This is a genomic window from Megasphaera sp. SC8-1 (assembly GCF_024436295.1).
Taxonomy (GTDB): Bacteria; Bacillota; Negativicutes; order Veillonellales; family Megasphaeraceae; genus Megasphaera; species Megasphaera elsdenii.
In genome coordinates this window covers 94551-119548 of sequence record NZ_JANFQH010000023.1, presented here as the reverse complement: position 1 = coordinate 119548, position 24998 = coordinate 94551, and the positions used below count along the sequence as shown (strand labels likewise).

Annotated in this window: 31 protein-coding genes; 8 read left to right on the top strand and 23 right to left on the bottom strand. The window is 54.3% G+C overall.

All coding sequences use genetic code 11. The features are described 5' to 3' along the window. Positions 1-96 precede the first annotated feature (96 nt). The 6 genes from ftsL to NOS26_RS07140 form a co-directional block, all read right to left on the bottom strand. Entirely contained in the window at positions 97-465 is a 369-nt protein-coding gene (gene ftsL / locus NOS26_RS07165) for a cell division protein FtsL (RefSeq protein ID WP_014016118.1), read from the bottom strand. A gap of 39 nt (positions 466-504) precedes the next feature. Continuing rightward, a complete protein-coding gene (rsmH, locus tag NOS26_RS07160) occupies positions 505-1437 on the bottom strand; it encodes a 16S rRNA (cytosine(1402)-N(4))-methyltransferase RsmH (RefSeq protein ID WP_022497356.1) in 933 nt (310 codons plus the stop codon). Between the two features lie 8 nt (positions 1438-1445). Further along, positions 1446-1886, bottom strand: a complete 441-nt coding sequence (mraZ, locus tag NOS26_RS07155; RefSeq protein WP_014016116.1) for a division/cell wall cluster transcriptional repressor MraZ — start codon at positions 1884-1886, stop codon at positions 1446-1448. A 165-nt stretch (positions 1887-2051) separates the two neighbouring features. Continuing rightward, the gene (gene gluQRS / locus NOS26_RS07150) at positions 2052-2975 is read right to left on the bottom strand and encodes a tRNA glutamyl-Q(34) synthetase GluQRS (protein WP_169013397.1); all 924 of its coding nucleotides are present in this window, start codon (positions 2973-2975) and stop codon (positions 2052-2054) included. Positions 2976-2987: 12 nt separating this feature from the next. Beyond that, a complete protein-coding gene (locus NOS26_RS07145) occupies positions 2988-5909 on the bottom strand; it encodes an insulinase family protein (protein ID WP_255917479.1) in 2922 nt (973 codons plus the stop codon). Between the two features lie 45 nt (positions 5910-5954). Further along, complete coding sequence (locus tag NOS26_RS07140) at positions 5955-6602, bottom strand: HAD hydrolase-like protein (RefSeq protein WP_014016113.1); 648 nt, start codon at positions 6600-6602, stop codon at positions 5955-5957. 212 nt (positions 6603-6814) lie between these two features. Here NOS26_RS07140 and NOS26_RS07135 point away from each other — a divergent pair, with 212 nt between their 5' ends. The 3 genes from NOS26_RS07135 (at position 6815) to NOS26_RS07125 (ending at position 9151) form a co-directional block, all read left to right on the top strand. Beyond that, positions 6815-8293, top strand: a complete 1479-nt coding sequence (locus NOS26_RS07135; RefSeq protein ID WP_014016112.1) for an aldehyde dehydrogenase family protein — start codon at positions 6815-6817, stop codon at positions 8291-8293. A 25-nt stretch (positions 8294-8318) separates the two neighbouring features. Then, positions 8319-8453 carry a hypothetical protein gene (locus NOS26_RS07130; protein ID WP_014016111.1) on the top strand — a complete coding sequence of 45 codons (135 nt, stop codon included), beginning with the start codon at positions 8319-8321 and terminating at the stop codon, positions 8451-8453. A 65-nt stretch (positions 8454-8518) separates the two neighbouring features. Then, entirely contained in the window at positions 8519-9151 is a 633-nt protein-coding gene (locus NOS26_RS07125) for an exonuclease domain-containing protein (protein WP_014016110.1), read from the top strand. Positions 9152-9170: 19 nt separating this feature from the next. Here the strand turns inward: NOS26_RS07125 and NOS26_RS07120 are convergent, their stop codons facing one another. From NOS26_RS07120 to deoD, 4 genes are read right to left on the bottom strand one after another with little or no spacing between them, the layout of a single operon-like run. Then, positions 9171-9803 (bottom strand): radical SAM protein, encoded by a 633-nt coding sequence (locus tag NOS26_RS07120; RefSeq protein WP_054336321.1) that lies wholly within the window; start codon positions 9801-9803, stop codon positions 9171-9173. Next, on the bottom strand, positions 9793-10122 hold the full coding sequence (gene queD, locus NOS26_RS07115; protein WP_255917478.1) for a 6-carboxytetrahydropterin synthase QueD: 330 nt from the start codon (positions 10120-10122) through the stop codon (positions 9793-9795). Before queD ends, NOS26_RS07120 begins: the two co-directional genes overlap by 11 nt. Positions 10123-10151: 29 nt before the next feature. Beyond that, positions 10152-10976, bottom strand: coding sequence for an amidohydrolase family protein (locus NOS26_RS07110; RefSeq protein ID WP_014016107.1), 825 nt, complete (start codon positions 10974-10976; stop codon positions 10152-10154). A gap of 8 nt (positions 10977-10984) precedes the next feature. Then, positions 10985-11692, bottom strand: a complete 708-nt coding sequence (deoD, locus tag NOS26_RS07105) for a purine-nucleoside phosphorylase (RefSeq protein WP_014016106.1) — start codon at positions 11690-11692, stop codon at positions 10985-10987. 104 nt (positions 11693-11796) lie between these two features. On the opposite strand from deoD, the gene NOS26_RS07100 reads away from it, so the two are divergent. The 3 genes from NOS26_RS07100 to NOS26_RS07090 are packed head-to-tail and all read left to right on the top strand — an operon-like array spanning position 11797 to position 13564. Beyond that, a complete protein-coding gene (locus tag NOS26_RS07100; protein WP_255917477.1) occupies positions 11797-12585 on the top strand; it encodes a DUF4931 domain-containing protein in 789 nt (262 codons plus the stop codon). Positions 12586-12608: 23 nt separating this feature from the next. After that, the gene (locus tag NOS26_RS07095; RefSeq protein ID WP_169013393.1) at positions 12609-13337 is read left to right on the top strand and encodes a metallophosphoesterase; all 729 of its coding nucleotides are present in this window, start codon (positions 12609-12611) and stop codon (positions 13335-13337) included. After that, entirely contained in the window at positions 13334-13564 is a 231-nt protein-coding gene (locus NOS26_RS07090; RefSeq protein WP_014016103.1) for a hypothetical protein, read from the top strand. The genes NOS26_RS07095 and NOS26_RS07090 overlap by 4 nt, the downstream gene beginning before the upstream one ends. A gap of 266 nt (positions 13565-13830) precedes the next feature. Here the strand turns inward: NOS26_RS07090 and NOS26_RS07085 are convergent, their stop codons facing one another. From NOS26_RS07085 to NOS26_RS07055, 7 genes are read right to left on the bottom strand one after another with little or no spacing between them, the layout of a single operon-like run. Beyond that, entirely contained in the window at positions 13831-15384 is a 1554-nt protein-coding gene (locus tag NOS26_RS07085; protein WP_054336316.1) for a cell wall metabolism sensor histidine kinase WalK, read from the bottom strand. Next, positions 15381-16046 (bottom strand): response regulator transcription factor, encoded by a 666-nt coding sequence (locus NOS26_RS07080; protein ID WP_014016101.1) that lies wholly within the window; start codon positions 16044-16046, stop codon positions 15381-15383. The genes NOS26_RS07085 and NOS26_RS07080 overlap by 4 nt, the downstream gene beginning before the upstream one ends. A 2-nt stretch (positions 16047-16048) precedes the next feature. After that, on the bottom strand, positions 16049-16531 hold the full coding sequence (folK, locus tag NOS26_RS07075; RefSeq protein ID WP_014016100.1) for a 2-amino-4-hydroxy-6-hydroxymethyldihydropteridine diphosphokinase: 483 nt from the start codon (positions 16529-16531) through the stop codon (positions 16049-16051). Continuing rightward, on the bottom strand, positions 16524-16889 hold the full coding sequence (gene folB, locus NOS26_RS07070) for a dihydroneopterin aldolase (RefSeq protein ID WP_014016099.1): 366 nt from the start codon (positions 16887-16889) through the stop codon (positions 16524-16526). Before folB ends, folK begins: the two co-directional genes overlap by 8 nt. After that, complete coding sequence (gene folE, locus NOS26_RS07065) at positions 16882-17457, bottom strand: GTP cyclohydrolase I (RefSeq protein WP_255917475.1); 576 nt, start codon at positions 17455-17457, stop codon at positions 16882-16884. Before folE ends, folB begins: the two co-directional genes overlap by 8 nt. 21 nt (positions 17458-17478) lie before the next feature. Then, a complete protein-coding gene (locus tag NOS26_RS07060; RefSeq protein WP_036203726.1) occupies positions 17479-17886 on the bottom strand; it encodes a DUF3592 domain-containing protein in 408 nt (135 codons plus the stop codon). A gap of 14 nt (positions 17887-17900) precedes the next feature. Then, on the bottom strand, positions 17901-18413 hold the full coding sequence (locus NOS26_RS07055; protein ID WP_255917474.1) for an ECF transporter S component: 513 nt from the start codon (positions 18411-18413) through the stop codon (positions 17901-17903). Positions 18414-18501: 88 nt separating this feature from the next. On the opposite strand from NOS26_RS07055, the gene NOS26_RS07050 reads away from it, so the two are divergent. Further along, a complete protein-coding gene (locus NOS26_RS07050; protein WP_072981785.1) occupies positions 18502-19608 on the top strand; it encodes an acyltransferase in 1107 nt (368 codons plus the stop codon). A 133-nt stretch (positions 19609-19741) separates the two neighbouring features. Here the strand turns inward: NOS26_RS07050 and NOS26_RS07045 are convergent, their stop codons facing one another. From NOS26_RS07045 to NOS26_RS07025, 5 genes are all read right to left on the bottom strand, one after another. After that, positions 19742-20125, bottom strand: a complete 384-nt coding sequence (locus NOS26_RS07045; RefSeq protein WP_255917473.1) for a hypothetical protein — start codon at positions 20123-20125, stop codon at positions 19742-19744. 69 nt (positions 20126-20194) lie between these two features. Further along, positions 20195-20689: a preQ(1) synthase gene (queF, locus tag NOS26_RS07040; protein WP_255917472.1), complete on the bottom strand. Its 495-nt coding sequence runs from the start codon at positions 20687-20689 to the stop codon at positions 20195-20197. 3 nt (positions 20690-20692) lie between these two features. Beyond that, positions 20693-21184 carry a QueT transporter family protein gene (locus tag NOS26_RS07035; protein ID WP_027895098.1) on the bottom strand — a complete coding sequence of 164 codons (492 nt, stop codon included), beginning with the start codon at positions 21182-21184 and terminating at the stop codon, positions 20693-20695. A gap of 145 nt (positions 21185-21329) precedes the next feature. Then, positions 21330-21890: a signal peptidase I gene (gene lepB / locus NOS26_RS07030; RefSeq protein WP_022497337.1), complete on the bottom strand. Its 561-nt coding sequence runs from the start codon at positions 21888-21890 to the stop codon at positions 21330-21332. A gap of 62 nt (positions 21891-21952) precedes the next feature. Beyond that, positions 21953-22378, bottom strand: a complete 426-nt coding sequence (locus NOS26_RS07025) for a DUF523 domain-containing protein (protein ID WP_169013388.1) — start codon at positions 22376-22378, stop codon at positions 21953-21955. Positions 22379-22482: 104 nt separating this feature from the next. On the opposite strand from NOS26_RS07025, the gene NOS26_RS07020 reads away from it, so the two are divergent. Beyond that, positions 22483-24138, top strand: coding sequence for an acetolactate synthase large subunit (locus NOS26_RS07020; protein WP_255917471.1), 1656 nt, complete (start codon positions 22483-22485; stop codon positions 24136-24138). Between the two features lie 118 nt (positions 24139-24256). Here NOS26_RS07020 and NOS26_RS07015 read toward each other — a convergent pair whose 3' ends face one another. After that, positions 24257-24934 (bottom strand): hypothetical protein, encoded by a 678-nt coding sequence (locus tag NOS26_RS07015; protein WP_255917470.1) that lies wholly within the window; start codon positions 24932-24934, stop codon positions 24257-24259. Between the last annotated feature and the right edge of the window lie 64 nt (positions 24935-24998).

The window sequence follows — 24998 nt, the reverse complement described above, 5'->3', positions numbered from 1 at the left end:
TAGGTCCTCCTTGATGATTCTTTTTCTGTATTCTCTATGAACTAAATAACAATGAGGTCGTCGCACGAAGTGCGTCGACCTCTCGGTTTTAAGCAATTATCGACGTTTTCCCCTTGCGGCTTGATCCGTCTGGTTCCCGTAAAGGATCCGTGACGGCGCTACCATGCCGAGTCGCTTCGTCGCGGTCGTGTAAATTCGTTCCGGTGTTTCCAATTTGGAAATCTCGACGCGCAATTCATCGTTTTCGCGCTGTAACTGCTGCGTCTCGCGCTTCACCTCCATGAGCTCTCCGCTCTGCTGGTATGCCCAGGAGGTCAGGAGATTGGATACAATTACGATGGCCGCAATCATTCCAATCGGTATAAGGACGAATGTCGCCCCTCGCCGGATTGCGTCTACAGCAGCCGTCCGCCATAAGGGTATGCTCTTGTCACCATGTATGTTCCCGGCTTTCCTCACCAACATACGCAACACATCCATTTCCATGATCATAGCCCGGCCCCGTTATTTGCGGACACCGACGCGAAGCTTCGCACTGCGGGCCCGCGGATTCGTATCCAGTTCTTCCTGTGACGGCAGGATAGGCTGGCGCTTCACTTTCAGGATGGCATGATGATGGCACGTACAAACCGGCATGTCCGGCGGACAGATACAGTCTGTCGCCAAGAGCCTCAATGTCTGTTTGGCAATGCGGTCTTCCAGGGAATGGAAGGTGATGACGCACAGCCGGCCGCCTGGCTTCAGGCGCTGGGCAGCGTGTTCCAGGGAATCGTGAAGGATTCCCAGCTCATCGTTGACTTCAATACGGATGGCCTGGAAAGTCCGCTTGGCCGGATGGGGGCCGTCCTTACGGGCGCCGGCCGGGATGGCCTTCTTGATGACCTGGACCAGTTCCTCCGTCCGTTCCAAAGGCTTTTCCCGCCGCGCTTCGACGATAAACGCCGCAATGCGCTTGGCCCACCGTTCTTCGCCGTAGGTCTTGATGATGCGGTATAAATCAGCCTGGCTGTAGCCATTGACGATATCGTAGGCACTGCGCTTCTGGTCCCGGTCCATCCTCATATCCAGGGGCCCGTCCTGCATATAGGAAAATCCCCGTTCCGGTGTATCGAGCTGATAACTGGATACGCCCAAATCGAACATGACGCCGTCTACTTTTTCAATCCCCAATTCATCGAGTACGTCTGGCAGATAACGGAAATTCCGCTGTACCAATATGCGCCGGCAGGCAGTATCCTTCAAGCGTTCCGTCGCGGCTGAAATGGCATCCTTATCCTGGTCAAGGCCGATAAGCGTCGCCTTGGCCGACAAGCGCCCGGCCAGTGCCCGGGAATGACCGCCGCCGCCAAGTGTGCAATCGACATAAATCCCGTCAGGGTCGGTGATCAAGTTATCTATGGTTTCTTGGCGAAGCACACTGACGTGATGAAAATTCATAATTCCTCCTAAAAGTCCAAGTCCAGGGAATCGTCGAGACTTTCTGCGATCTCTTCCATGACCGGTATGGTCTTGGCGGCATAGGCTTCGTAAACGTCTTTGCTCCAGATTTCGACCTTATCCCCTGTCCCCAGGACAGTCACATCCTTGACCAGCTTGGCATAGGCCCTCAATGTCGCCGGAATCAGGATGCGGCCTTGTTTATCAAATTCTACTTCAGCAGCACTGCCGAAGACAAACCGCTTGAAGGCGCGGACGTTTTCTTTAGACGCCCGGAGTTTCTTCAAACTGCCGGCCAAACGCATCCACGCCTCCATCGTATAGACAGAAAGACAGCCTTCCAAACCGCGGGTAACGACGAACTTTGGCCCTAGTTCATCCCGAAATTTGACAGGCAAAATAACGCGACCTTTTGCGTCAATGGAATGTTCATATTCACCCATAAACATAAGGCCGCAACTCCTTTCACTTTTCACCACATTTTACCACATTTACACACGTCGTGACAACACAATGGAGAAAAAAAGAAGCTTTGCCTGAAAGTTTCTTCTTTCAGACAAAACTTCTTAGTGATTCGTGGCTCGTGGTTCGTAGTTCGAGTTGAAAGAGCGCCCCTACAGCATTTTTACGACAATGGGCTCTTTCCGCAATTTACGGAAATCGCAGCAGCGGATAAGTTCGTCCCTGCTGTAGCTGCGCCGTTCCGGCACCAGGCCGCCGGCATAGGCCAGGTGCGACAAGATGGCCTCAGCCGTCATGCCCCGTTCCCGCAGTGAGCGGATGGTGATGCCGTGCTGGCGCTTGGATAAACGGTTGCCGTATTCATCGACGAGCATGGGGACGTGGGTATATACAGGCGGTGTATATCCCAAAGTTTCCATGAGCCAAATCTGCTGGGCCGTCGATGACAGGAGGTCTTCCCCGCGCAGGACATGGGTCACGGCCATGGCTCCGTCATCGACGGAAACGGCCAGCTGGTAGGCATACATGTCATCGGCCCGGCGGACGACGAAGTCGCCGCAGCAGCGCGCCAGGTCTTCATGGAAGGTCCCGTAGACGCCGTCCGTAAAGGAAATGATCCGCGCCGGTACATGGACCCGCCACGACGGCTTCTTGGTCATCTGCTGCCGCTGGGCTTCGCTCATACCGTAGCAATGGCCGTCATAAACGGTGTGCTCGCCGGCATGGGGAGCGCCGACAGCCTGCAGGCGGGCCCGGCTGCAATAGCAGGGATACAGGAGGCCGGCCTTATGGAGCTTCTCCAGGGCCGCATCATAGCGGTCATACCGTTCCTGCTGGATGTACGGGCCATAAGGACCGCCTACATCCGGGCCTTCATCCCAGTTAAGGCCCAACCAGTGCAAATCTTCCATCAGGGCCTGGGTATAGATAGGCTTCGACCGCTGTTCGTCGATATCTTCAATCCGCAGGACCAGCGTCCCGCCGGCCTGGCGTACCTGCAGCCAGGCCAGGAGGGCCGACCAGACATTGCCTAAGTGGATATAACCCGTCGGGCTCGGCGCAAAACGTCCGCGCATAGCACTCACATCCTAATCAGGCAGCGAAACGAGGTTGGCAAACAAATCCTTCGCTTCGCGGATCTTGGCTTCACTGCCCATGACGCAGACGTTGTCGTCTTCCATGACGGCACGGATACGCGGTGCCAGGGCCCGGATATCGGCAGCCGTCGTCGCCAGGAGCTGATCCCGGCGCTGCTGGGCAATGGCTTCCGTCGTGCCCGTAAAGTACCGGCTCATGGCCTTGGCTCCGCGCAGGGACGGCGTCAGGGGTACGTCAATGCGGCTCAGCGTCCCGATGACGTATTTCGTCATTTCCCGATCCGATACATCAAAGGATTCCAGATAATCGGCCAAGGCGTCATAGGCTTCGACGCTGGAGCGGAGATTGGGGTCACGGTACGAGCAGAAGACCATGTCGCCATTGTCATAGAAGCGGGTAAAGGCGCCGTAAGCCCCGCCCTGGACGCGGATTTTCGTCCACAGATAACCGTATTGGAGAATCGTGTCGAGGACCATGAGGGAGCCGTCGTAGTCATAGCCATGGCTGCGGAAGTTGCCGCCTTTGGCTACGTACTGGACCGTCCCGCTGGTCATGATGCCTTCATTCTTCCGGGACAGGCCGAAATCGCATAAGCCCTGGGGCTTTTCGCCCTGCGGCAAGGCTTGGATCCACGCCGGTACGACGACTTTGGCCGTCTTCCAGTCTTCCTGGCTGGCCGTCACTTCCAAAGTCAGGGCCGAACGGGTAAAGATTTTTTTCATGACGGCAGACAGTTTGGCGCCGATTTCATCGGCATCGCTGCGGATGCGTCCGGCGATGTCCGTAATGAATTGGTAATACGACAATTCCCCGGCGTCGCAGAAAGCTTCGACAGGCGAAACATAAGACAAGACGCGGTGCATGACGATCGTATGACCCCGGCGGAACGCATCCATATCCCAGCCGGCCTTCGTTTCTTCGACGAGCTCAGCCAGGCGGTCCTTATTGGTGAAAACCGTGTGCAGGGATATTTCCTTCAACAAATCGACGAGTTTGTCCAGGTTCTGTGTCAAGCCCTTGGCCTTGAAGCGGAAAACAGGCATGTAATCCTTATTGTCTGTCCGGTTTGAGAAAGCCGAGACACTGTAGTCGATGCCGCCGGTATACAGGTCGATGAGCGAGGCGATGTCCCCATACGTGTGGTCTGTCGTGTCCATGTCGCCGATGAGGTCGCTGAGCAGATAGACATAGGAAATTTCTTCCCGCGTCAGGCCGTGGAGGTCGAAGTAGGCATTGACATAGGTAATGCCGTTCGTTTCATCCGGGACATAGCAGACCGTGACGCCATCCATCGTCTGCTGTTCCATGGCAATCGAATCGACCTTCTTTTCCAGGTCGTCCCGGGTCAGGGTCGGAATCGTTTCCAGGGCTTCCGGCGAATCGGGCGTAGCCTGCCGTTTCTGCAGGGCCTGGGAATCAGCTACGATGGCATCGATTTCTTCTTTCGAAAGCGAAGCCTTGTAGGCCGCCAGCTTATCGGCCAGAGCCTTGTCGTGCCGTTCCGTCAGGCCCGGTTCAGGGACTAAGGACATGAGAGCATAATAAGGATTATCCAGGATATATTTCTGGATCAGCCCTTCGAAATAACCGTTGTCGATGCCGCGGCGCAACGTTTCCAGTGCCCCTTCATAGGACAGGGCTGCCAGGGGATCCATATCGTAGAGCCACGTATCCATGCAGCGGATGCCATAGATGAGTCCCTTCGGGCGGCCGACGAAATCGGCTTCACGCAGGGCAAATTCCGTCCGGTTCAGGGCGCCTGTGAGCAAGGTCTTGTCCAGGCCGCTGCGGACCATATCGCTGAGGACCTTGCGGACGAGCGGCAGGATCTGAGCCTGTTTGTCCGGATCCGACCCATTGACAGAAATGCCCCACAAAGGCTGCAAGATGCCATCCTGGAAATCACCGGAAATATCCTTGCCCAGTCCGGCATCGACCAGGGCCTTTTTCAGCGGAGCTGCCGGCGACTGCAAGAGGACATAAGTCAGGACTTTGAAAGCCATGGCTACGGTCGGGTCCAGGGCATCGTCGATGACATAGGTCAGGCTGTGCAGGGTCTTGTGATCCGTCTTTTCTCCCGTCGCAATGCCATAGGGATAGGTCTTGACCTGGCTGCCCGGGCAAGTCTGGCGGCCGATGGCCGAATCGACAGACTGGACATGGAACTGGCTCAGGTATTCCCCATCGATGAAGGCCAGGGTCTGGTCGATATCCATATCGCCGTAGAGGAAGAGGTAACTGTTCGACGGATGATAATATTTGGCGTGGAAGGCAGCAAAGGCTTCCTGTGTCAAGCTGGGGATATCATCGGGATTGCCGCCCGATTCGACGCCATACGTCGTATCCGGGAAGAGGGCATCCATGACGTGCCGTTCCATCTGCGAATCCGGCGAAGAAAAGACGCCTTTCATTTCGTTATAAACGACACCGCGATAAGTCAGCTCACTATCGGCCGAATCGAGATGATAGTGCCAGCCTTCCTGCATGAGGACCTGTTTATCTTTGATCATGTTCGGGAAAAAGACGGCATCCAGATAGACATCCATGAGGTTCTTGAAATCGGCAGCGTTGCGGCTGGCTACGGGATACATGGTCTTGTCCGGGAACGTCATGGCATTGAGGAAGGTGTTGAGCGAACCCTTTACCAGTTCGACGAAGGGTTCCTTGAGGGGGAACTTCCGGGAGCCGCAAAGGGTAGAATGTTCGCAGATATGGGGTACGCCCGTGCTGTCAGACGGCGTCGTCCGGAAAGAAATGGAAAAGACTTTATTGTCGTCATCATTCTGGATATATAACAAGCGGGCACCGGACTGGATGTGGTGCAACTCATAAGCCTGGCTGTGCAGTTCCGGTACGTAACGGGACCGGTCGACGGCAAAGCCATGGATAGTCTGTTTTTCTTGTAATTTCATAAAAAAATACTCCTTATCGTATATATAATGTATATGATGGGCTTGCTAAGCCTGCAAAAGCAGCTGGCCCAGAGCCGCTACGGTATCGGCCGTATACTCTGGCTGGAAGGCCTTCCGTTCCGCTTCATTGCCATACCCGTAGGTGACATAGATGACGGGCAGGCCCAGTTCGTGGGCTCCGATGACATCGAAGCGGCGGTCGCCGACCATGACGGCATCGCCTGGCTGCAGCGGGCCCAGGCCATCCAGGATACGGCGCATGACATCGGCTTTCGTATCGGTACCGCCGACGGCAGGCCCGGCAATGGCTTCCACGTAAGGCGCGATGCCGAATTTCTGGCAAATCGCTTCGGCATGGACCTGGGGTTTGGATGTAGCGACAAACGAGCGGATGCCCGCTTCTTTCATGGTCTTCAGCATGGGAACGATGCCGTCGAAAGCCCGGTTCTCGAACTTGCCGATCGTGCTGTAGCGTTCCTGGAAATAGGCATAAGTCCGGCGCGCCTTTTCCGGCGAAAAGCCATAGACTTCTTCAAAAGTCGTCAAGAGCGGCGGCCCGACGACGGTGTGCTGGTCCAGCCGGCCTTCTGTCGATTCGCCCATTTTTTCCAGGGCATAGGCAACGGAATTGATGATGCCGTCTTTAGAATCGGTCAGCGTACCGTCCAGATCGAATAAAACGTATTTATACATAATCTTCTCCTGTTAAAACTATACTTAATGTGTACCCTATCTATTTTAGCTTGCTTTGCCAATATTTGCAATCATTTGGCCGGCACAGAGACCGTGAAAAGTTTCCCATTGTTGACCATTTTGGTACACTTATGGTATAATAAATTTACAATTAACAAATAATTATTTTTAACTATATCTGCTCCGCAGACTCTCAGAAAGGAAGTGCTCTCATGAAACACGTCATCCGCCCTTCTTACGATTTATATATTAACGGCCGCTGGGTCCCGTCCAGCGACGGTTCTACTTTTAAAGCCATCAATCCGGCCAACGGCGACGTCCTCTCCGTCTGTGCCGAAGCGACGCAGGACGATGTCAATGCCGCCGTCCGCGCAGCCCAGGCCGCTTTCCCGGCCTGGAAAAAAGTATCCCCCGTCAAACGGCAGGCGATCCTCCTGAAAATCGCCGACATCATCGAAAAGAATGCTGATACGCTGGCCCTCATCGAAACCCTGGATAACGGCAAGCCCATCCGGGAAACGAAAGCCATCGACATCCCGGCAGCGGCCGACCATTTCCGCTATTTCGCCGGTGTCCTCCGCAGTGAAGACGGCCGGGCATCCACGCTGGACGACCACACGCTGAGCCTGGTCATCCACGAACCGATTGGCGTCGTCGGCCAGATCATCCCCTGGAACTTCCCCTTCCTCATGGCCGCCTGGAAACTGGCACCGGCCCTGGCTGCCGGCTGTACGATCATCCTCAAGCCGTCGAGCACGACGTCCCTCAGCGTCCTGGAACTGATGCACCTCCTGGAAGGCGTCCTGCCGGACGGCGTCGTCAACGTCATCACCGGTAAAGGCTCCCGGTCGGGCCAGTACATCCTCGACCATCCGGACATCCAGAAACTGGCCTTCACAGGCTCTACGGAAATCGGCCGCGACGTCTATAAGGCAGCTCAGGAAAAACTCATCCCGGCCACCTTGGAATTAGGCGGCAAATCGGCAAACATCTTCTTCGACGACTGCGATTGGGACATGGCCATGGACGGGGCCCAGCTGGGCATCCTCTTCAACCAGGGCCAGGTCTGCTGCGCCGGTTCCCGCATCTTCGTCCAGAAAGGGATCTACGACAAATTCGTCGCTGAACTGGCAGAACGCTTCAACCGCGTCAAAGTCGGCCTGCCCTGGCTGGAAGACACGCAGATGGGCGCCCAGATTGACGGCCGTCAGGTCGAAAAGATCCTCAGCTACATCGAAATCGGCAAACAAGAAGGAGCACGCCTGGTCTGCGGCGGCGAAAAAGTCACGACAGACGGACTGGAAAAGGGCAATTTCATCAAGCCGACGATCTTCGCCGACGTCACCAACGACATGCGCATTGCCCAGGAAGAAATCTTCGGCCCTGTCGTCTGCATCCTGCCCTTTGAAACGGAAGACGAAGTCATCGCCATGGCCAATGACAGCGAATACGGCTTAGGCGGCGCCGTCTGGACGCGCGACATCAACCGGGCCCTGCGCGTAGCCAAAGGCGTCGAAACGGGCCGCATGTGGGTCAATACCTACAACGCCCTGCCGGCCGGCGCACCTTTCGGCGGCTACAAGCTTTCCGGCATCGGCCGCGAAACAGATAAGACGACCATGCGCCATTACATGCAGACCAAGAACATCTTCATCAACCTCTCAGAAAAACCGAGCGGCTTATACGAATAAATCATCGTGAAAGGACACTTCCTCTATGACAGCTAAAAAAATCATTTCTCTCCTCCTCATGCTGCTCCTGGCCTGTACGGCCGTCTACGGCTTCACCTCCGTCGACCGACCGGGCCAGAGCCAGCCACAGGCCACGACGAGTGCCAGCACTAAGAAATAGTAATTGACAAGAACCTCCTTTCTTCCTATAATAAAGCCATTGCAGAGAAGAAAGGAGGTTTTTCCATGAAAAAGGTACTGTCGAAAAAAGAAAAAGCCCGGCGCCAGACCATCCGCCGGTCGCCGAAGATCAAACAGGCCATCCGCCGCCTCGACCCGTCGCGCATCCTGACGCTGGATCTGGAAACGACGGGCCTCACAGCCGACGCAGAAATCATCCAGCTGTCCATCATGAACGGCTGCGGCGACGTCCTCATGAACCGCTATTTCAAACCCCTCTATACGGAACGCTGGGATGAAGCGATGGAAGTCAATCACATCACGCCGGAACAGGTCGCCCAGGAAGACCCGTTCATCCTCTGGGCCGATACGGTCAGCCGCCTTTTCATGGACGCAGACCTCATCGTCGGCTACAGCACCTTCAACGACATCGCCAAGCTCCACGCTTCTGGCGTCGTCCTGCCCGACAAGGACATCTATCTCGACCTGGCCGAAGCCTTTTCCCTCATCCATTATCAGGAAACGAAAACCATTACCTATGAAAAGCTCATGAACTGCGCCGCCCATTACGGCTACCACGGCCGCAACTGGCACGACAGCCTGACCGATACGGACGCGACCCTCTTCTGTTTCCAGCACATGCTCGATGACGACCAGGCCATCTTCAAAAAACGCCGTTACCCGCAGATCAGCGGATAACGGCGTTTCGTCGTCTCAGTCAGACGCCCCGGTCATCGGGGTTCCAGATGAATTTATGGAGCTGGAGCTGCATGTGCCAGTCCGTCAGGCGGTTTTCCTTCATGAACTCGACGATGCGCCGCGGCTCGATCTTGCCGAAGACGGCACCGACATAGACGGCACACTTCGGGCGGTACAAGCGATAGACGCCCAAAGCCTGACGCAGGTCGGCTTCATCGCCGACGACGAACTTGAGGACGTCCTGAGGCCGGAGCTTCTCGAAGTTTTCCGGCAGCATACGGTTGGCCATGTCCGAAGACAGGCTCTTGTAATCGACAGTGAACCAGACGTGATCATATTTGAAATACGGTTCGATATCCATACTGCCATTGGTCTCGATGTTGACGCTGTGCCCCTTCAGTCCTTCCAGGAGAGCGTGGATATCCTGGCACAGCGGTTCACCGCCCGTCAAGGTGACGTTGGGATAGGAGACCTGGGCGATGATATCGGCAATATCCATATGCCGGCCTTCATTGAAGGCATAGGCCGTATCGCAGTACGAACAGCGCAGGTTGCAGCCGCAGAGGCGGATGAACGTCGCCAGCTGGCCGGCTTTCTTCCCTTCCCCGTCGATGCTGTCGAAAATCTCGTTGACACAGAGGCTATAATTCATAAGTGGCCACGTTCCCTTCACTTTCCTGGACCGTTACTTTGACACAATGGGGAACGGTGTCGCAAATCCATTTGGCGATATTTTCTGCCGTCGGATTGAAGTCGAAGACATCGTTCAGGTTCTGATGGTCCATCTTGGCGTGGACCATTTCCTTGATTTTCTTGAAATCGACGACCATGCCGTTGCGGTCCAGTGCTTCGGCCTGGCAGGTCACATAGATGATCCAGTTATGTCCATGGAGATGCTCGCACTTGCTTTCATAGTCGAGGACCAGGTGGTGGGCAGCGGACACTTCCATCCGCTTGGTTACAGTATACAAAAGGCGTTCCTCCCTTGCTGCAAAGCCAGCTATAAGCCAAGCTGGTAGATGCGGTTGGCATTGTTGAAGAAGACGTCATCCCAATACGTTTCGGGGATGAAATCTTTGACAAAGGTAATATAATCGGCGAAATTGGCCAGGGGCCAGTCGGTCCCGAACATGACCCGGTCGTAAGACCCGAGATAGTTCAGCCAGTCCCGGAGCATGGAGATATACCCCTGTTTGTCCCGCAGGAAGGTGACCATGTCGGGAATCTTGCCTTCCAAAAGGCCTGACAAATCGACGGCGACGTTGTGGTTCTTTTCCAGGACGGCAATGGCATCCTGCAGGAAAGGATTGCCGATATGGCACATGACGAACTGGACGTCAGGGTATTTGACGGCCGCTTCATCGAGGGTCATGGGATGGCTGTACTTCAAAAGGGCATTGGCCGTCGCCGTCAGGCCCGTGTGGATGGCGACGGGCTTATTGTACTTCCGGGCCAATTCGTAGATCGGGTCGTAGAGTTCATCATAGACGTAGACGTGGTTATAGCCCGGATAGAGCTTGATGCCGCAGCACTGCTTGCGCTTGAGGTTCTCTTCGACCTGTTCCACCATGAGGTCCATATTGTCATAAAAAACGTTGCTGTCCAGGCCGATGCAGTAACTCATGTAATCGGGATAGTGATGGCCGGCCGGGTCCAGGGTCTTGTTGCCCATGACGACGCCGTGGACGATATTGTTATCTTGAAAGGCCTTGTGCAGACATTCTTCGGTATTGGTATAACCGGCAGCAATAGCAATCTGATTGAAGCCGATATAGTCACAGAAATGGAAATGACTGTCAATGACCCGCAATTCCTTAGCTTTCATAAGCACCTCTATTCCTGGATAGCCGTTTCCAGGGCAATGTGAATCATATCATCGAAAGACGTCTGCCGTTCTTCCGGCGTGCAGGCTTCTCCCGTCAGCAAGTGGTCGCTGACCGTAAATAATCCCAGGGCCTGGGCGCCGTATTTGGCAGCCAGCGTGTACAGACCGGCCGTTTCCATTTCGACGGCCATGATGCCGTACTGGGTCAGTTTATCGTTGTCGATTTCGTCATCGTAGAAGCGGTCCACCGAGACGATGTTGCCGACCCGGGCCGGGATACCCTGCTTGACCGACTGTTCATACGCCTGGCGCAGGAGGGTGAAATCAGCCAGCGGCGCATAGTTGATGGAACCGCCGAAAATGTTGCGGATAATCGACGAGTCCGTCGTGGCCCCTTGGGCGATGATGACGTCGCGGAGCCTGATATCTTTCCGCATAGCCCCGCAGGTGCCGACGCGGATGAGTTTCTTCACGCCGTAATCGCGCATGAGTTCCGTCGCATAAATGGAAATCGACGGGATTCCCATGCCCGTCCCCTGGACCGACAGGCGGACACCCTTATAAGTCCCCGTATAGCCGAGGATGTTGCGGATATCCGTATAGCAGACGGCGTCGTCCAAAAAAGTTTCAGCAATATATTTAGCCCGCAAGGGATCGCCAGGAAGCAAGATGCGGTCGGCGATTTCACCGTCACGAGCAGCAATATGAAGACTCATGATAATTTCCTCCTTAAAATAGCATATATGTATTATACCACATGGTTTGAAAATGGCTATCTCTATGCTACAATGTATAGTAGGTATCAAAAGGAGCGGTCATCATGAATGAAAATCCCTTATCTCACATCTTGGAATATAATCTGGACCTGGGCAAAACCAAGCCCGACACGGTCCATCGCGATGAAAAGTATTGTCCGTTTTGCGACGTAGCCCATCTGAAGAATGTCATGGAAAAGCGGGGCCCTATGATCTGGCTGGAAAACGCCTATCCCGTCCTCAAGGATTCGTGGCAGACGCTGATCATCGAAAGCGATGACTGCGATGGCGAATTTTCATCGTATACGCCGGAATACGCCCTGAAGCTCATCCAGTTCGGCCTGGAAAAATGGCAGCAAGTCAAAGACATGGGGAAATTCCGGTCCGTCGTCTTCTACCGCAACCACGGTTATATGGCAGGCGGCACGATCCATCATCCCCATTCGCAGATCGTCGGCTTCAAGGACTACGACTATCACCAGGATATCAAGCCCTTCCATTTCGTCGGACCTGCCATCGTCGAGGAAGACGGCCTGACCGTCAACTTGTCCCAGCGCCCCATCATCGGTTTCTACGAAGTGAACCTCATCCTCAAGGACCGGGAAAAGCTGGGGAAATTCGTCCGCTATATGCAGCGGACGGCAGATTATTTCATGCACTCCTTTGTCAGCTTCAACGACAGTTATAATATCTTCTTCTATGACTTCCCGGCTGACGATGCCTTGTATGTCAAAATTATCCCGCGCTTCCTGACCAACCCCCTCTACGTAGGCTATATGATTCCCCAAATCGCGAACGGAGGCCATTCAGCGCGCTTCATTCATGCTTTGCAGCAGCGCTTGCATGAACTATAAGAAAGGACGGTTATTACAACTCTATGCGTTTATTTGCAATCGGTGATCTACATTTATCAGGCAATCCCCCTAAAAAGCCGATGGAAGTCTTCGGCAGCCGCTGGAAGAACCATTGGCAGCGCATCGCCGCCGACTGGAAGAGCCGTGTCAGTGACGATGACGTCGTCCTCATCGCCGGCGATACGTCTTGGGCCATGCACCTGAAGGATGCCCAGGAAGACCTGGATCAGATTCGGGCCCTGCCGGGCAGGAAAATCATGATCCGCGGCAACCATGACTACTGGTGGGAAAGTGCCGGTAAGCTGAACCGCATGGACGCCGAAAATAAGATACAGTACCTCTACGGCTCGACAGCTGTCCTGGGCGACAAGGAAATCGCCATCTGCGGCACTCATGGCTGGGTCTGCCCCGGCGATATCCATTACCAGGAAGACCGGGACGCCAAGCCGTACCGGCGGGAACTCCTGCGCGTCGAACGGACCCTGCAGGAAGCGGAAGCTTTACAGTGCCGGCATACGATTCTCCTGCTCCACTATCCGCCGGTCTGCGACCTGACCAAGCCCAGCGGCTTTACGGACCTTTTAGAAAAATACCACGTCCCGCTCTGCGTCTTCGGCCATCTCCACGGCATGCAGCCCGGGACCATGTTCCCGCGCCGTTATAACGGGACACTGCTCCAGCTCGTCTCGGCCGATTACCGGGACTGCAAGCTCTTAGAAATCAAATTCGACGGACAGGAGGCCCTGCGATGAGCCAGATAGCCAAAAAACACCTCTTAGCCGGCATCATCTTCGGCGATGCCGAAACGGGTGAATACATCTATCTCCCTGGCGGTGAAGTCGGTACAGACCATCCGCTCTGCGTCTTTGAACACGACGGACAGAAAGAAGACGTCGATCTCGACCAGGCCGGCTACCTCGTCGACCACCTGACCTTGAAAAAATGCAGCCACCCCACCTTGGGAAAACGGTCGTTTTAGCAGTAAAAAGGGATTGTCGCACGAAGGCTTTTGCCGTCATGCACAATCCCTTTTTTCACGTGGTTTGCCGTGGTTCGTGATTTGTTTGCCGTGAAGGTTTAAATTTTTTAACAATCTACTGTATGAAAATATCATTTTTCTTGCAGCTGTGAGAATTTTCGGCAAACGAACCACGCCAAACGAACCACAAAAGGGGCTTGTCGCTTAATGCGACAGCCCCTTTTCGTTTGTTGATGAACGACGAACGGCCTACGATGAACGACGAACTAGCTCTTCTTAAGGGTAAACCAGAAGGTGACGCCATCCGTTTCGTTGCGGACGCCGTATTGTTCGCCGTGGAGTTTCACTAAGGCAGCAACCGTTCCCAATCCCAGGCCGTGGCCACCGAAGACGCGTTTCGGGCTGCGGGCCCGCGACGAGTCGATCTTATAGAAAGGCTCCCAGATGCGCTGCTGATATTCTTCAGCAATGTGGCTGCCTTCATTGTAGACGGAGATGCGATACCGCGTCCCCAAGTCATCGGCAAAGACGCGGATATGTCCGCCGGACCTCGTATAATCAATGGCGTTGCTCAAGAAATTGGTCACAATCGTATCGATCCGTTCCGGGTCGCCATAGACGTTCATCTCAGCTGGCAGCTCCCAATCGGCAGTGATGCCCTTATCGGCAATGGTTTTGGCAAAACGAGCCTTGCTTTCTTCGGCCAGGGCCGTGAAGTCGAAGACGGTCTGCTCCAGTTTGAAGGAGCCCGTTTCCAGGCGCGACAAGTTGAGCAGGTCCTTGACCAGTTTATCCATCTTCTGGGTTTCACTGCGGATGACGGCACAGTAGCGCTGTTGTGTCGCCTTGTCGATGTCCAGGGTGTCCAGCCCTTCGGCGTAGCCCTGGATGATAGCCAGAGGCGTCTTCAACTCATGGGAGACAGCGGACAAGAAGGATTTGCGCATATGTTCCACTTCCTTGGCCTTATCGAGCTGTTTCTGCAGTTCCGTATTGGACTGCTGCAGCGCCGTCAGTGCGACATCGAGCTGATGGGCCAAGGTATTGATGCTGTCGCCGAGTTCACCAATTTCATCGTTGAAATGCCCCTGCCAGCGCTTGGAAAAATCGAGATGGGCCATGGCCACGGCCAGATTCTTCAGTTCCAGCAGGGGCCGGGTCATGCGCTTCGTCAGGAAAAGCGTACCGATAAGGGCCAGGACCAGCCAGAGGAGGCCGCAGACGATGATGAACCGCTGGACGATATAGATATTCTCCCGCATGGGTGCGACGGACTGGCTGATGATGACATAGGTGCCATCCTGGATGCGGTCGATGAGGTTGAAATGCTCAAAATCGGGCATATCCTTATACAGCTCAACCTTGCCCAGCATGTCCTCATCAGGTACCTTGCCATTGAGCAAATCCAGGAGCTCTTCTACATGCAGGGGCATCTTGAAATTGTTCTTCACCTGAGCCGCCTCATCTTCTTTCCCCGTGACGACGACATCATGGCTGGTGAGCGGCGGTTTATCCGGCGGAATAAAGACCCGCCGCCCCGGCCGGGATGAATAGACGAGCCGGCCATGGTCGACGATGAGCACATCCAAAGCATAATGCTGGCTCAAATCATCGAGCTGGCTCTCGTCTGGCTTGCCTTCTTCCCGGTAGATGGTGCTGATTTTCTGGCTGGCTTCACTCATGGCTTCTTTCTTCATGAAATAATAGTAACGATCAAAGCCGAAGCCAACGGCTGCCATGAGAGTGATGATGAAGAAAATCGTAAAAAAGCCGACATAGAGTCCAGCCTTAAACTTTAACGACCAGCGCGCTTTGCTCATTTGCCATCATAGCGGTAACCGTAGCCGCGGACCGTGCGGATATAGCGGCCTTTATCGCCCAATTTGATGCGCAGGCGGTTGATGTGCGTATCGACAGTCCGCAAATCACCATAATAATCGTAATTCCAGACCTGATTGAGGATCTGACGGCGGCTCAGGGCCTTGCCGGTATTGCTCATGAGATAATTGAGGAGCTTGTATTCCGTCGGACTGAGGTCGACGTTCTTGCCGTCGATGACGACCTGGCGGGCATCGCGGTCGATGGCGACGCCATCGTCGGCTTCATGCGTTTCCTGTTCATTCTGGGAACGGCGCAGGAGGGCTTTGATCTTGGCGACCAGGATTTTCGGGCTGAACGGCTTGGTGATGTATTCATCGGCACCGAGGTCATAGGCGAAGAGCTGGTCGATTTCTTCGCCCTTAGCCGTCAGCATCATGATGGGCACTGTCGATTCACGGCGGATTTCACGGCAGACAGTCCAGCCGTCGTACCCCGGCATCATGACGTCCAGGAGGATGAGGTCCGGGTGTTCTTTATCATAAATATCCAGGGCTTCTTTGCCGTCCGACGCTTCCAGGATTTCGTAGCCTTCGGGCTTCAAGAAATCGATGACTAATTGACGCATGAGCTGTTCATCATCTGCAATGAGTATTTTTTCCATAGTTAGTTGTCCTTCTTTCTGATAGAGTCTGTATCCGGCAGCTGGTCCAGCCAGTCACCGATGGACCGGCCGCAAAGGATGAGGTCCGGTGCCAGGTCCCGCAAGGGTACCAGGACGAAAGCCCGCCGGGTCAGATAGGGATGCGGCAAAGTCAGGGTTTCCGTCCGGCACGTTTCGTCCGGGCTGTAGACGAGGTCGATATCAATAGTCCGGGCGCCCCACTTTTCGTGGCGCACGCGTCCTAACCGCCGTTCGATATCCAGACAGGCGTCAAGCAGTTCCTGTCCGGACAGTTCCGTTTCGACAGCCACGGCCCCGTTGATAAAGGCAGGCTGGTCGGTCTTTCCCCAGGGCGGTGTTTCATAGAACGGGGAAACGGCCGTCACCATTACCCCTGGCGTATCGGCCAGGAGACGGACGGCCTGGCGCAGCGTCGCCATCCGGTCGCCCAGATTGGCGCCGATACTGAGATAGAATCTAGCCATGGCGCCGCCTTTCCAGGACGATGGCCGCATCATCAAAGGGTCCGCCGATGGGGGCCTGCGGCTTATGGACGGTCACGGTCAGGGCCTGGACCGGTGGGAACTCGGCCAGGATGCGGTCGGCAATGACCTGTCCCACCCGTTCGATCAAGTCGAAGGACGGCCCTTCGACGACTTCCTTGACGACGCCATAGACGGCACTGTAATCGACAGTCTGCGTCAGGTCATCGGTCTGGCCGGCCCGTCCCAAGTCCGTTTCCAGCGTCAAATCGATGTGAAAAGGCTGGCCCTGGCGCTTTTCTTCGGGCAGACAGCCATGATACCCATAAAAATGAAGTCCTGTCAGGACGATTTTATCCATCTTTTTCCTCCTCCATGAGCAGTTTCCAAGCCTGATCATAGGCGGCTGTCCCCTCTTTCAGACAGCCCGATGACGCCGTCGTTACGATATTTGAATCGATAGCCATGCGGTCGCGCATGGTCAGGCATAAATGAGTCGCTTTGACGATGATCAGGACACCTTCCGGATCGAGGCCGCGGCAAATGGACTGGCACAGGTCATCGGTCATCCGTTCCTGGAGCTGCGGCCGCCGGGCCAGGATGTCGACGGCGCGGACAAAATGGCCGAAGCCGGCGATAGTTCCGTTTTTCGGATAATAGGCCACATGGACGGAGCCGAAAAAAGGCAGCAAATGGTGTTCGCACATCGAATGGAAGCGGATGTTGCGGACGACGACCAAGCCATCGCTCTGGGTCGCAATGGGAGCCTGCCACTCGTCATCGGGATTTTCCCTGAGCCCCGAAAAAAATTCCCCAAAAGCCTGAGCGACGCGGTGCGGCGTCTTTTCCATGCCCAAAGCCTGGAGATCCAGTCCCAGGGCCTCTAAAAACTGCCGCATGGCAGCCACAGCTCTTTCATTTTCTTCCAACGTAACCAGGTCCTCCTTTATTTACAAAATGAAGTAATACGCAGCGATAAAGATAAGGCCGCCGATAATGATGAAAAAAGGACTGGCATACTGCTGCCAGACACTTTGCACGTGATCGAGATAGATTTCCTGTGGATCCGCCGGATTATAACGAAGGTCCAGTTCATCGCCGGCCGTATAATCCCATTCGGCATCGCCAAAGGCATACCGGGCCTGATAGGTCTTGCCGTCTTGCGTCTGAAAACGGACGACGGGGTAATAAAGAGTTCCGCTCTTCATCTTCTTTTCTTCAAATCCGAGGAGCGTCCCTACAGCCGCTACCTTACAGCGCCGCGTCATGCTGCGGAACTTCCAGCCGTGATAGGCCCCGACGGCAATGAACAACACGCCGAGGATAGCCGGGAGATAATAAAATATTTGCAAGAACATACATACCTTCCTTTCTATTCAGGCCGATGCCCGAGGAAACGGCTGATTTCCATTCCCAGGACCGCCCCGATGATGCCGGTCACGATCTGGGGCCAGCTCATAGCAAACAACAGCATATGGCGCACAGCCGGCGGAAACGCAATACAGGCGAACAGCAGGTAGAACGAGCCATAGAGGATGGCCGCCTTCCCCAAGGCACCGCCGCAAAAAGCCGGCAGACCGTACCGCTGCCAGCGCCAGGCCGTCCAGACGTAGAAACAGTTGCCCAGCCCTACGGGAAAGACAAAGGGAAAGAAGGGCAGCATCCCTTCCAGCCAGGCAAAGACCGGCGTACACCCGGCCACGACCAGGCCGGCACGGCGGCCGATGAGGAGGACCGCCACGAGGAGACAGGCATTGACCAGGGACCCGACGACGAACATGCTGACCTGCGGCGGTATGGGAATGACCAGGCGGAGACCCTGCAGGATCAAGGTCACTGCCAGGATGAGTCCCGTGCGGGTCACTTTTTTTATATCTTCTGTCATAAAGCCTCCCTGTCCAAGCTGAAAAAATTTGTTATAATAGGATAGGTCATTATCCTAATTATCTTTATTGTATCTTTCGAGGTGTCAGATGTCAAAACGATTCATTCATTCTATCAACTATATGCGCGGCCTTTGTATGCTCGGCGTCATCGCCATCCATGTCGGCTCCGTCGCTATCGTCAATCCGTCGCCCAACCTGGGCCTGGTGGCCATCCTGGAAATCCTGTCCCGTTTTTCCGTGCCGGCCTTTTTCTTCCTGTCGGCTTTCGGCATGTTCTACAGCCAGCCCCTGGACCAGCCCTTCGTCTATAAAGACTACCTGCGGCGCCGCCTGCGGACGGTCTTCGTCCCCTACCTGGCCTGGTCCCTGTTCTACATGGTCTACGTATCGGTCATCAGCCACAACTTCAGTGTCTTCCAGCCTTACGCCTTTTTCCGTACCTTGTGGTACGGCCTGGCCATGTATCATATTTACTTCCTGGTCATCCTCTTGTGGTTCTACTTCCTCATGCCCCTGTGGCGGCCGCTCCTGCGCTTCATGGATAAAGCACCGTGGCTGTCGTTTACTCTTCTCTTCTTCGCCAACATGGCCTTCAACTTCTATTCCAGTTATATCTGGACGGTCCATTCCAACAATCCCCTCATCCAGGACGCTTTCAACTTCCGTTTGAACTACATCGTCCTGCACTACTTGTTCATCTTCATGTTCGGCGCCTTCACGGCAGAACACTTCGGCAGCGTCACGGACTGGCTGAAAAAGCACGGCGTCCTGGTCAACGTCTTCCAGGCGGCGACGACGCTGGGCATGCTGGCCGCGTACTACGGCGTCATGCACTACCTGGGCTATGACCCCTTATCGGCAGTCTTCACCATCCATCAGCTCAGCCCTATCGGCATGGCCTATACCCTGTCGACGATGCTCTTCCTCCTCTACTGGTGGGAATGTCGGCCTGTACCGCAGTGGGTCCACAAAGTCTTCTCCCTCCTGGGCGACTACTCGTACCCCATCTACCTGGTCCATCCGGTCTTCCTCAGCGCCTGCACGGGCCTGGCGGCTCACCTGCATATTTACCTGCGGGCCGTCCACATCATCGCCATCTACGTCATCGTCACAGCCTGTGCCGCCGCCTACTCATGGGTCGTCGTCGAACACAAACTGCCAAAATGGCTCAGCATCTGCGTTAAAGGCAAGTGATGTCGTATAAAAAGAGGCTGTCTCTCGAAGGCAGCCTCTTTTTGAGTTTGAAGTAGTAAGTTTGATGTTTGATGTGGATAGCGTTAAATTTAAAATCATTACTTCAAACATCAAACCTCAAACATCACACCCTTTATTTTTCGTTCTTTTCCTTTACTTTGGCCAATACGTCATTCGCCATGCGGGCTCTGGCCTTGATGACGGCATTGCCGTCTTTGATGGATTCCGGATAGAAGCTGCTCTTATACTTATGCTTCTTCGTCTTGGTAATCATCTTTTTCAGCTGGATCGTCTGGTCATCGATGTTATACACATAGGTGCAGTAGTCTGTCGTTTCGCCGGATTTTTCCACCGTATCGAAGGACAGGATCTGGCGGCCCATATCGTAATAGAGCTTGGCCGAGTTCATGTCGATGGACGTATACTGGTTATATTGCCACATATTATCCGCTGCGAAGACCGATGCCGACAAGACCAGGGAAAAGCCCAGGGCCAAAAGCATTTTTTTCAATTTCACAGGTAACACCCCTTACTTCTGTTGTTTTTAGATTATTATATCATGAAACAGCCGTAAAAGGTAATAGATTTAGCGATTATCTACTTTTTCAGGATATAAATCATGCTGGGACAGGCGCTGCCAGGCCACGTCAGCCCAGGGCGTACCGGGCCGGCCGTAATTGCAGTACGGGTCGATGCTGATACCGCCGCGGGGCAGGAATTTCCCCCACACTTCGATGTATTTCGGGTCCATGGCCCGGATGAGGTCGTCCATGATGATATTGACGCAGTCTTCATGGAAATCGCCGTGATTGCGGAAACTGAACAGGTAGAGCTTCAGCGACTTGCTTTCTACCATGCGTTCCCCTGGGACGTAAGAAATATAAATCGTCGCATAGTCCGGCTGGCCCGTCATGGGGCAGAGACTGGTGAACTCGGGACAATTGAACTTGACGAAATAGTCCCGGTCGGGATGCTTGTTGACAAATGTTTCCAATAAAGACGGATCGTAGTCCTGGGCATACACCGTATGCTGATTGCCCAGCTTGGTCACGCCCTGCAGTTCTTCTTTACTTCGGCTCATAGATCAAAACTCCTTTTTCAAAATATAGCGATGGCTCAGGGCCTGGATGAGCAGGACCCCGCAGATAGCCGGCGGCAGCTGACCGACAGCCAGGCTGCTGACCAGGACGGCATAAGGCAGGTTGAGCAGATACGACAGCCAGGCGCTGACGCAGAGGGTCGGCACCCACCAGATGGGCAGGGCGGCCAGCCAGGGATTATAATGACGCTGACGGACCTGGACGATGAGCCATGTCGTGACGATGCCGACAAAGCAGCCACCGATCATGTCGATGAAGCCCAAGCCGCCAAAGAGAAAGTTAGCGATGAAGTTCGCAAGCCCCAAGGGTACGACCAGGAAAGGATATACAAAGGCCAATGCATAGAGCGACGTGGCGATGCGGATCTGATACGGGCCAAACGAAATGCCCTGGGTGACATACAAGATGACGATGTACAATGCCATGACCATAGCAGCGACGGTCATGCGTTTCGTGTTCGCTAAGAAATTATACATAGGCGTTCCTCCTTTCAACTGAGAGCAAAAAAAAGACGGGGTTGCCGAAACAATCCCGTCTGCATTGCAAGATACCTTTTGTAATGCTTCCTAGTTTTGTTTACCGACAGGATGGATTGCGAACTGTCGTATGCTGTTTTGAGGCCTACCAGATGACGTGGCCTAAGACGTGGTCGATGGGGACCGGGCCGATGAAGCGGCTGTCACTGCTGTGGTTGCGATTGTCGCCCATGCAGAAGACATAGCCTTCGGGAATCTTGATTTCTCCTTTGCGGCTGTATTCCATCGGTTCATTGATGTACGGTTCATCTAACGGCTCGCCGTTGCGCCATACCTTGCCGTCATGGAAAGCCAAGGTATCGCCTGGACGGCCGATGACCCGTTTGACCCAGATATTCTTGGTCTGCAAATCATGATTGAAGAAGGCCATGTAATTGTTCATCGGTTCGGCAACGTCATCTTTCCACGTACGCGGATACTGGACGCGGCTGTCGATGATGACAATATCCCCATAATTCGGGACTTCCCCCAGGATGTGATTCCACTTGGATACGATGAGGTATTCCCCATTGTGCAGGGTCGGCATCATCGATTCACCAGAAACGCGGGTCGGCTGGAAGAAGAAGATATGGATGACCATGGCAATGGCCAACGCGATGATAATGGAATAAATCCATTCGTAAACTTCATGTAGAAACGTATTCACGCTGCAACCTCCTTACTTGCGTACTCGTATATTGTAGCAAACCAGGGGTATAAAAGCAAGAGTCAGGGAAGGTCGCTTTCGCCGGTGATTTCAAGGCCTTCTGCACGTAATAATTCCGCTGTCACGCCGTCGCCAGCCGTCAGGGTCCGGGAAAAAGTACCATCGTAAATCTGTCCATGTCCACAAGACGGACTTTTCTCCTTCAAGATGGCTTTCGTACAGTGGAACAGGCGTGCCCAATACAGAGCCGCTTCGGCGCCACGCTGGTACTGGGCCGTCACATCGCTGCCATTAGCAGTGACGACACGTTTGCCCTGCCGTTCAGCCGCTGGCCGCGGCGTCGCCAGACCACCAGCCTGTTCCGGACAGACGGGAATCAAATGGATATCATCCCGTCCGAGCAAATCCTGTACCTGCGGATAAACCTTCGTCTGACCATCGTAACGGCAATACTGGCCGAGCAGGCAGGCGCTGATTAGAATGTTCATAAAATCCCCCTCTCAAATGATTGAAAAACAAGCTATACCATATTATAATACAGGTTGCAACACGAATTTCAACTCATCCATCTATCGTCAAAGGAGTGCACACCATGGAACAAAAGAAGACGCGCAACACCGCCGACTTTCTCGTCGAATGTCTGGAAGAAGAAGGCGTCCATTATATCTTCGGCATCCCCGGCGAAGAAAACCTCGCCGTCATGGATGCCCTGGAACATTCAAAGATTGAATTCATCACCGTCCGTCACGAACAGGGCGCCGCTTTCATGGCCGACGTCTACGGCCGTCTGACCGGCAAAGCCGGCGTCTGCATGGCTACCCTCGGGCCTGGTGCTACCAACCTGATTACTGGCGTCGCCGATGCCGACTGCGACGGGGCCCCGCTGGTCGCCATTTCCGGCCAGGTCGGTACGGATAAAATGCACATCACCGCCCATCAGTATCTCGACCTGCGGGCCATGTTCGAACCGATTACCCGCCGCGCCTACACCGTCGTCCGTCCGGACACGATGGCAGAAATCACCCGCCTGGCCTTCAAATATGCCGAACGGGAAAAACCCGGTGCGACCTTCATCGACCTGCCGGTCAACATCAGCAAGATGCCCGTCGCCGACGATGAAAAACCGTTACAGCATAAGACGATCCTGCCGGAAACGGCCTTGGAATCGCAAATCGAAGCAGCTGCTGCCATGATTTCCTATGCCAAGAATCCGGTCATCCTGGCCGGCAGCGGCGTCATCCGCAGCAAAGCGGCCAAGCAGCTCACGGCTTTCGCAGAAAAATTGAAGCTCCCCGTCATCAATACCATGATGGCCAAAGGCGCCATCCCCTTTGACAATAAATATTCCATGTGGACCGTCGGCATCCCCATGGACGACTATCAGACCAAGATGCTGGAAAAAGCCAGCCTGGTCATCGCCGTCGGCTATGACATCATCGAATATGCCCCGGCCAAATGGCATTTGACCAATGCCGACATCATCCACATCGACACCATGCCGGCCGATATCAACAAGAACTACCAGCCGGAAGTCGAAGTCGTCGGGAACATCCCCAACTCGTTGGAACGCATCATGGCCAAAGCCGCCCGCCTGGCTGAACCGAAACAGTTCCTCGATCTCCGTCAGAAAATGGTCGACGAACACGAAAGCTACGCTCACGACATGTCCTTCCCGGTCAAACCGCAGAAAGCCCTCATCGACTGCCGCCGCATTATGGGCAAGGACGATATCGTCATTTCCGACGTCGGTGCCAATAAAGTCTGGATTGCCCGTCATTACAACTGCTACGAACCGAACACCTGCCTCATCTCCAACGGTTTCGCCACCATGGGCATTGCCGTCCCCGGTGCCATTTCGGCCAAACTCGTCCATCCCGATAAGAAAATCCTGGCTATCACCGGCGACGCCGGTTTCCTGATGAACGTTCAGGAATTTGAAACGGCTTACCGCCTGGGCACGAACTTCGTCACCCTCATCTTCAACGACTGCAGCTATGGCCTGATCAAATGGAAACAGGATATGCAGTATGGCCATCACCAGTACGTCGACTTCACCAACCCGGACTTCGTAAAAATGGCCGAAAGCTTCCACGCCATCGGCTACCGCATCGAAAAGACCGAAGACCTCCTGCCGACACTGAAAAAAGCCTTCCAGCAGGATAAACCCGTCATCATCGACTGCCCCGTCGACTACTCAGAAAACATGAAGCTCACAGAACATCTGGAAGAATTGATGAAAACGTTGTAAAAAAAGTCCTGTCGCATAGCGACAGGACTTTTTTTAGTGGTTAGTGGCTAGTGGCTAGCAGTTCGTAGGGGCCGTCCCAAAGGGCGGCCCGCCTGGATATTTGACGCCAAACTACAAACTATTTCTTCGGCATTTTTTCTGCGTTTTTCAACATATCCGTGACGGCGCTGATGATGTCGTCATCGCCTTCTTTGGCGATGTTGCCCAGGATGGCGGCGACTTCCATCGTATCGCCGTGCTGCCAGGCCAGGCAGTGAATCGTTTCCGTGAAGGGATTGCCATTGATGACCAGTGATTTGACGATGGTCCATTCATAAAAGAGATGACCATTGGTCTTCTTCGCCGTCACCGGCGAGACGACGCGGAAGCCCTGCGGCAGGCGCCCCGGCATATTCTGATTCAGCCGGTTCATGAGGGTCCGCATATCCGGCCGGCTGCCGATATCGCGGAGGTAGGAATTTTCCCGGTTCTCCCCGTAGACAGCGGCTTTGACATCCCAAATCGTCGCCGTATAGTGCAGCAAATAGGCGTACTGGAAATCGGCATCATCTTTCTTGACGACCTGATACGTTTCCGGCTGGATCGGGAAGATTTTTTCAAACAATGCAATGACGTCATTCCCTTCATCCGCTGCCGTCAGCATGGGCTGCCGTCCGGACTGCATGTAGATATCATCGGGCACTGTGATGATGCCCCAGTTGGGGAACTTAGTCATCGTCCCTTTATCCTTGGCCAGCGATGCCGTCCCAATCGACAGGACAGCCGCTGCCATCAGCAAAATAGCTTTGATTCTCATAATTTCACTCCTCGTTTTTCTCAAACAGTAACATGTTCATTGTATCCCATGACGCTTTTTCTGT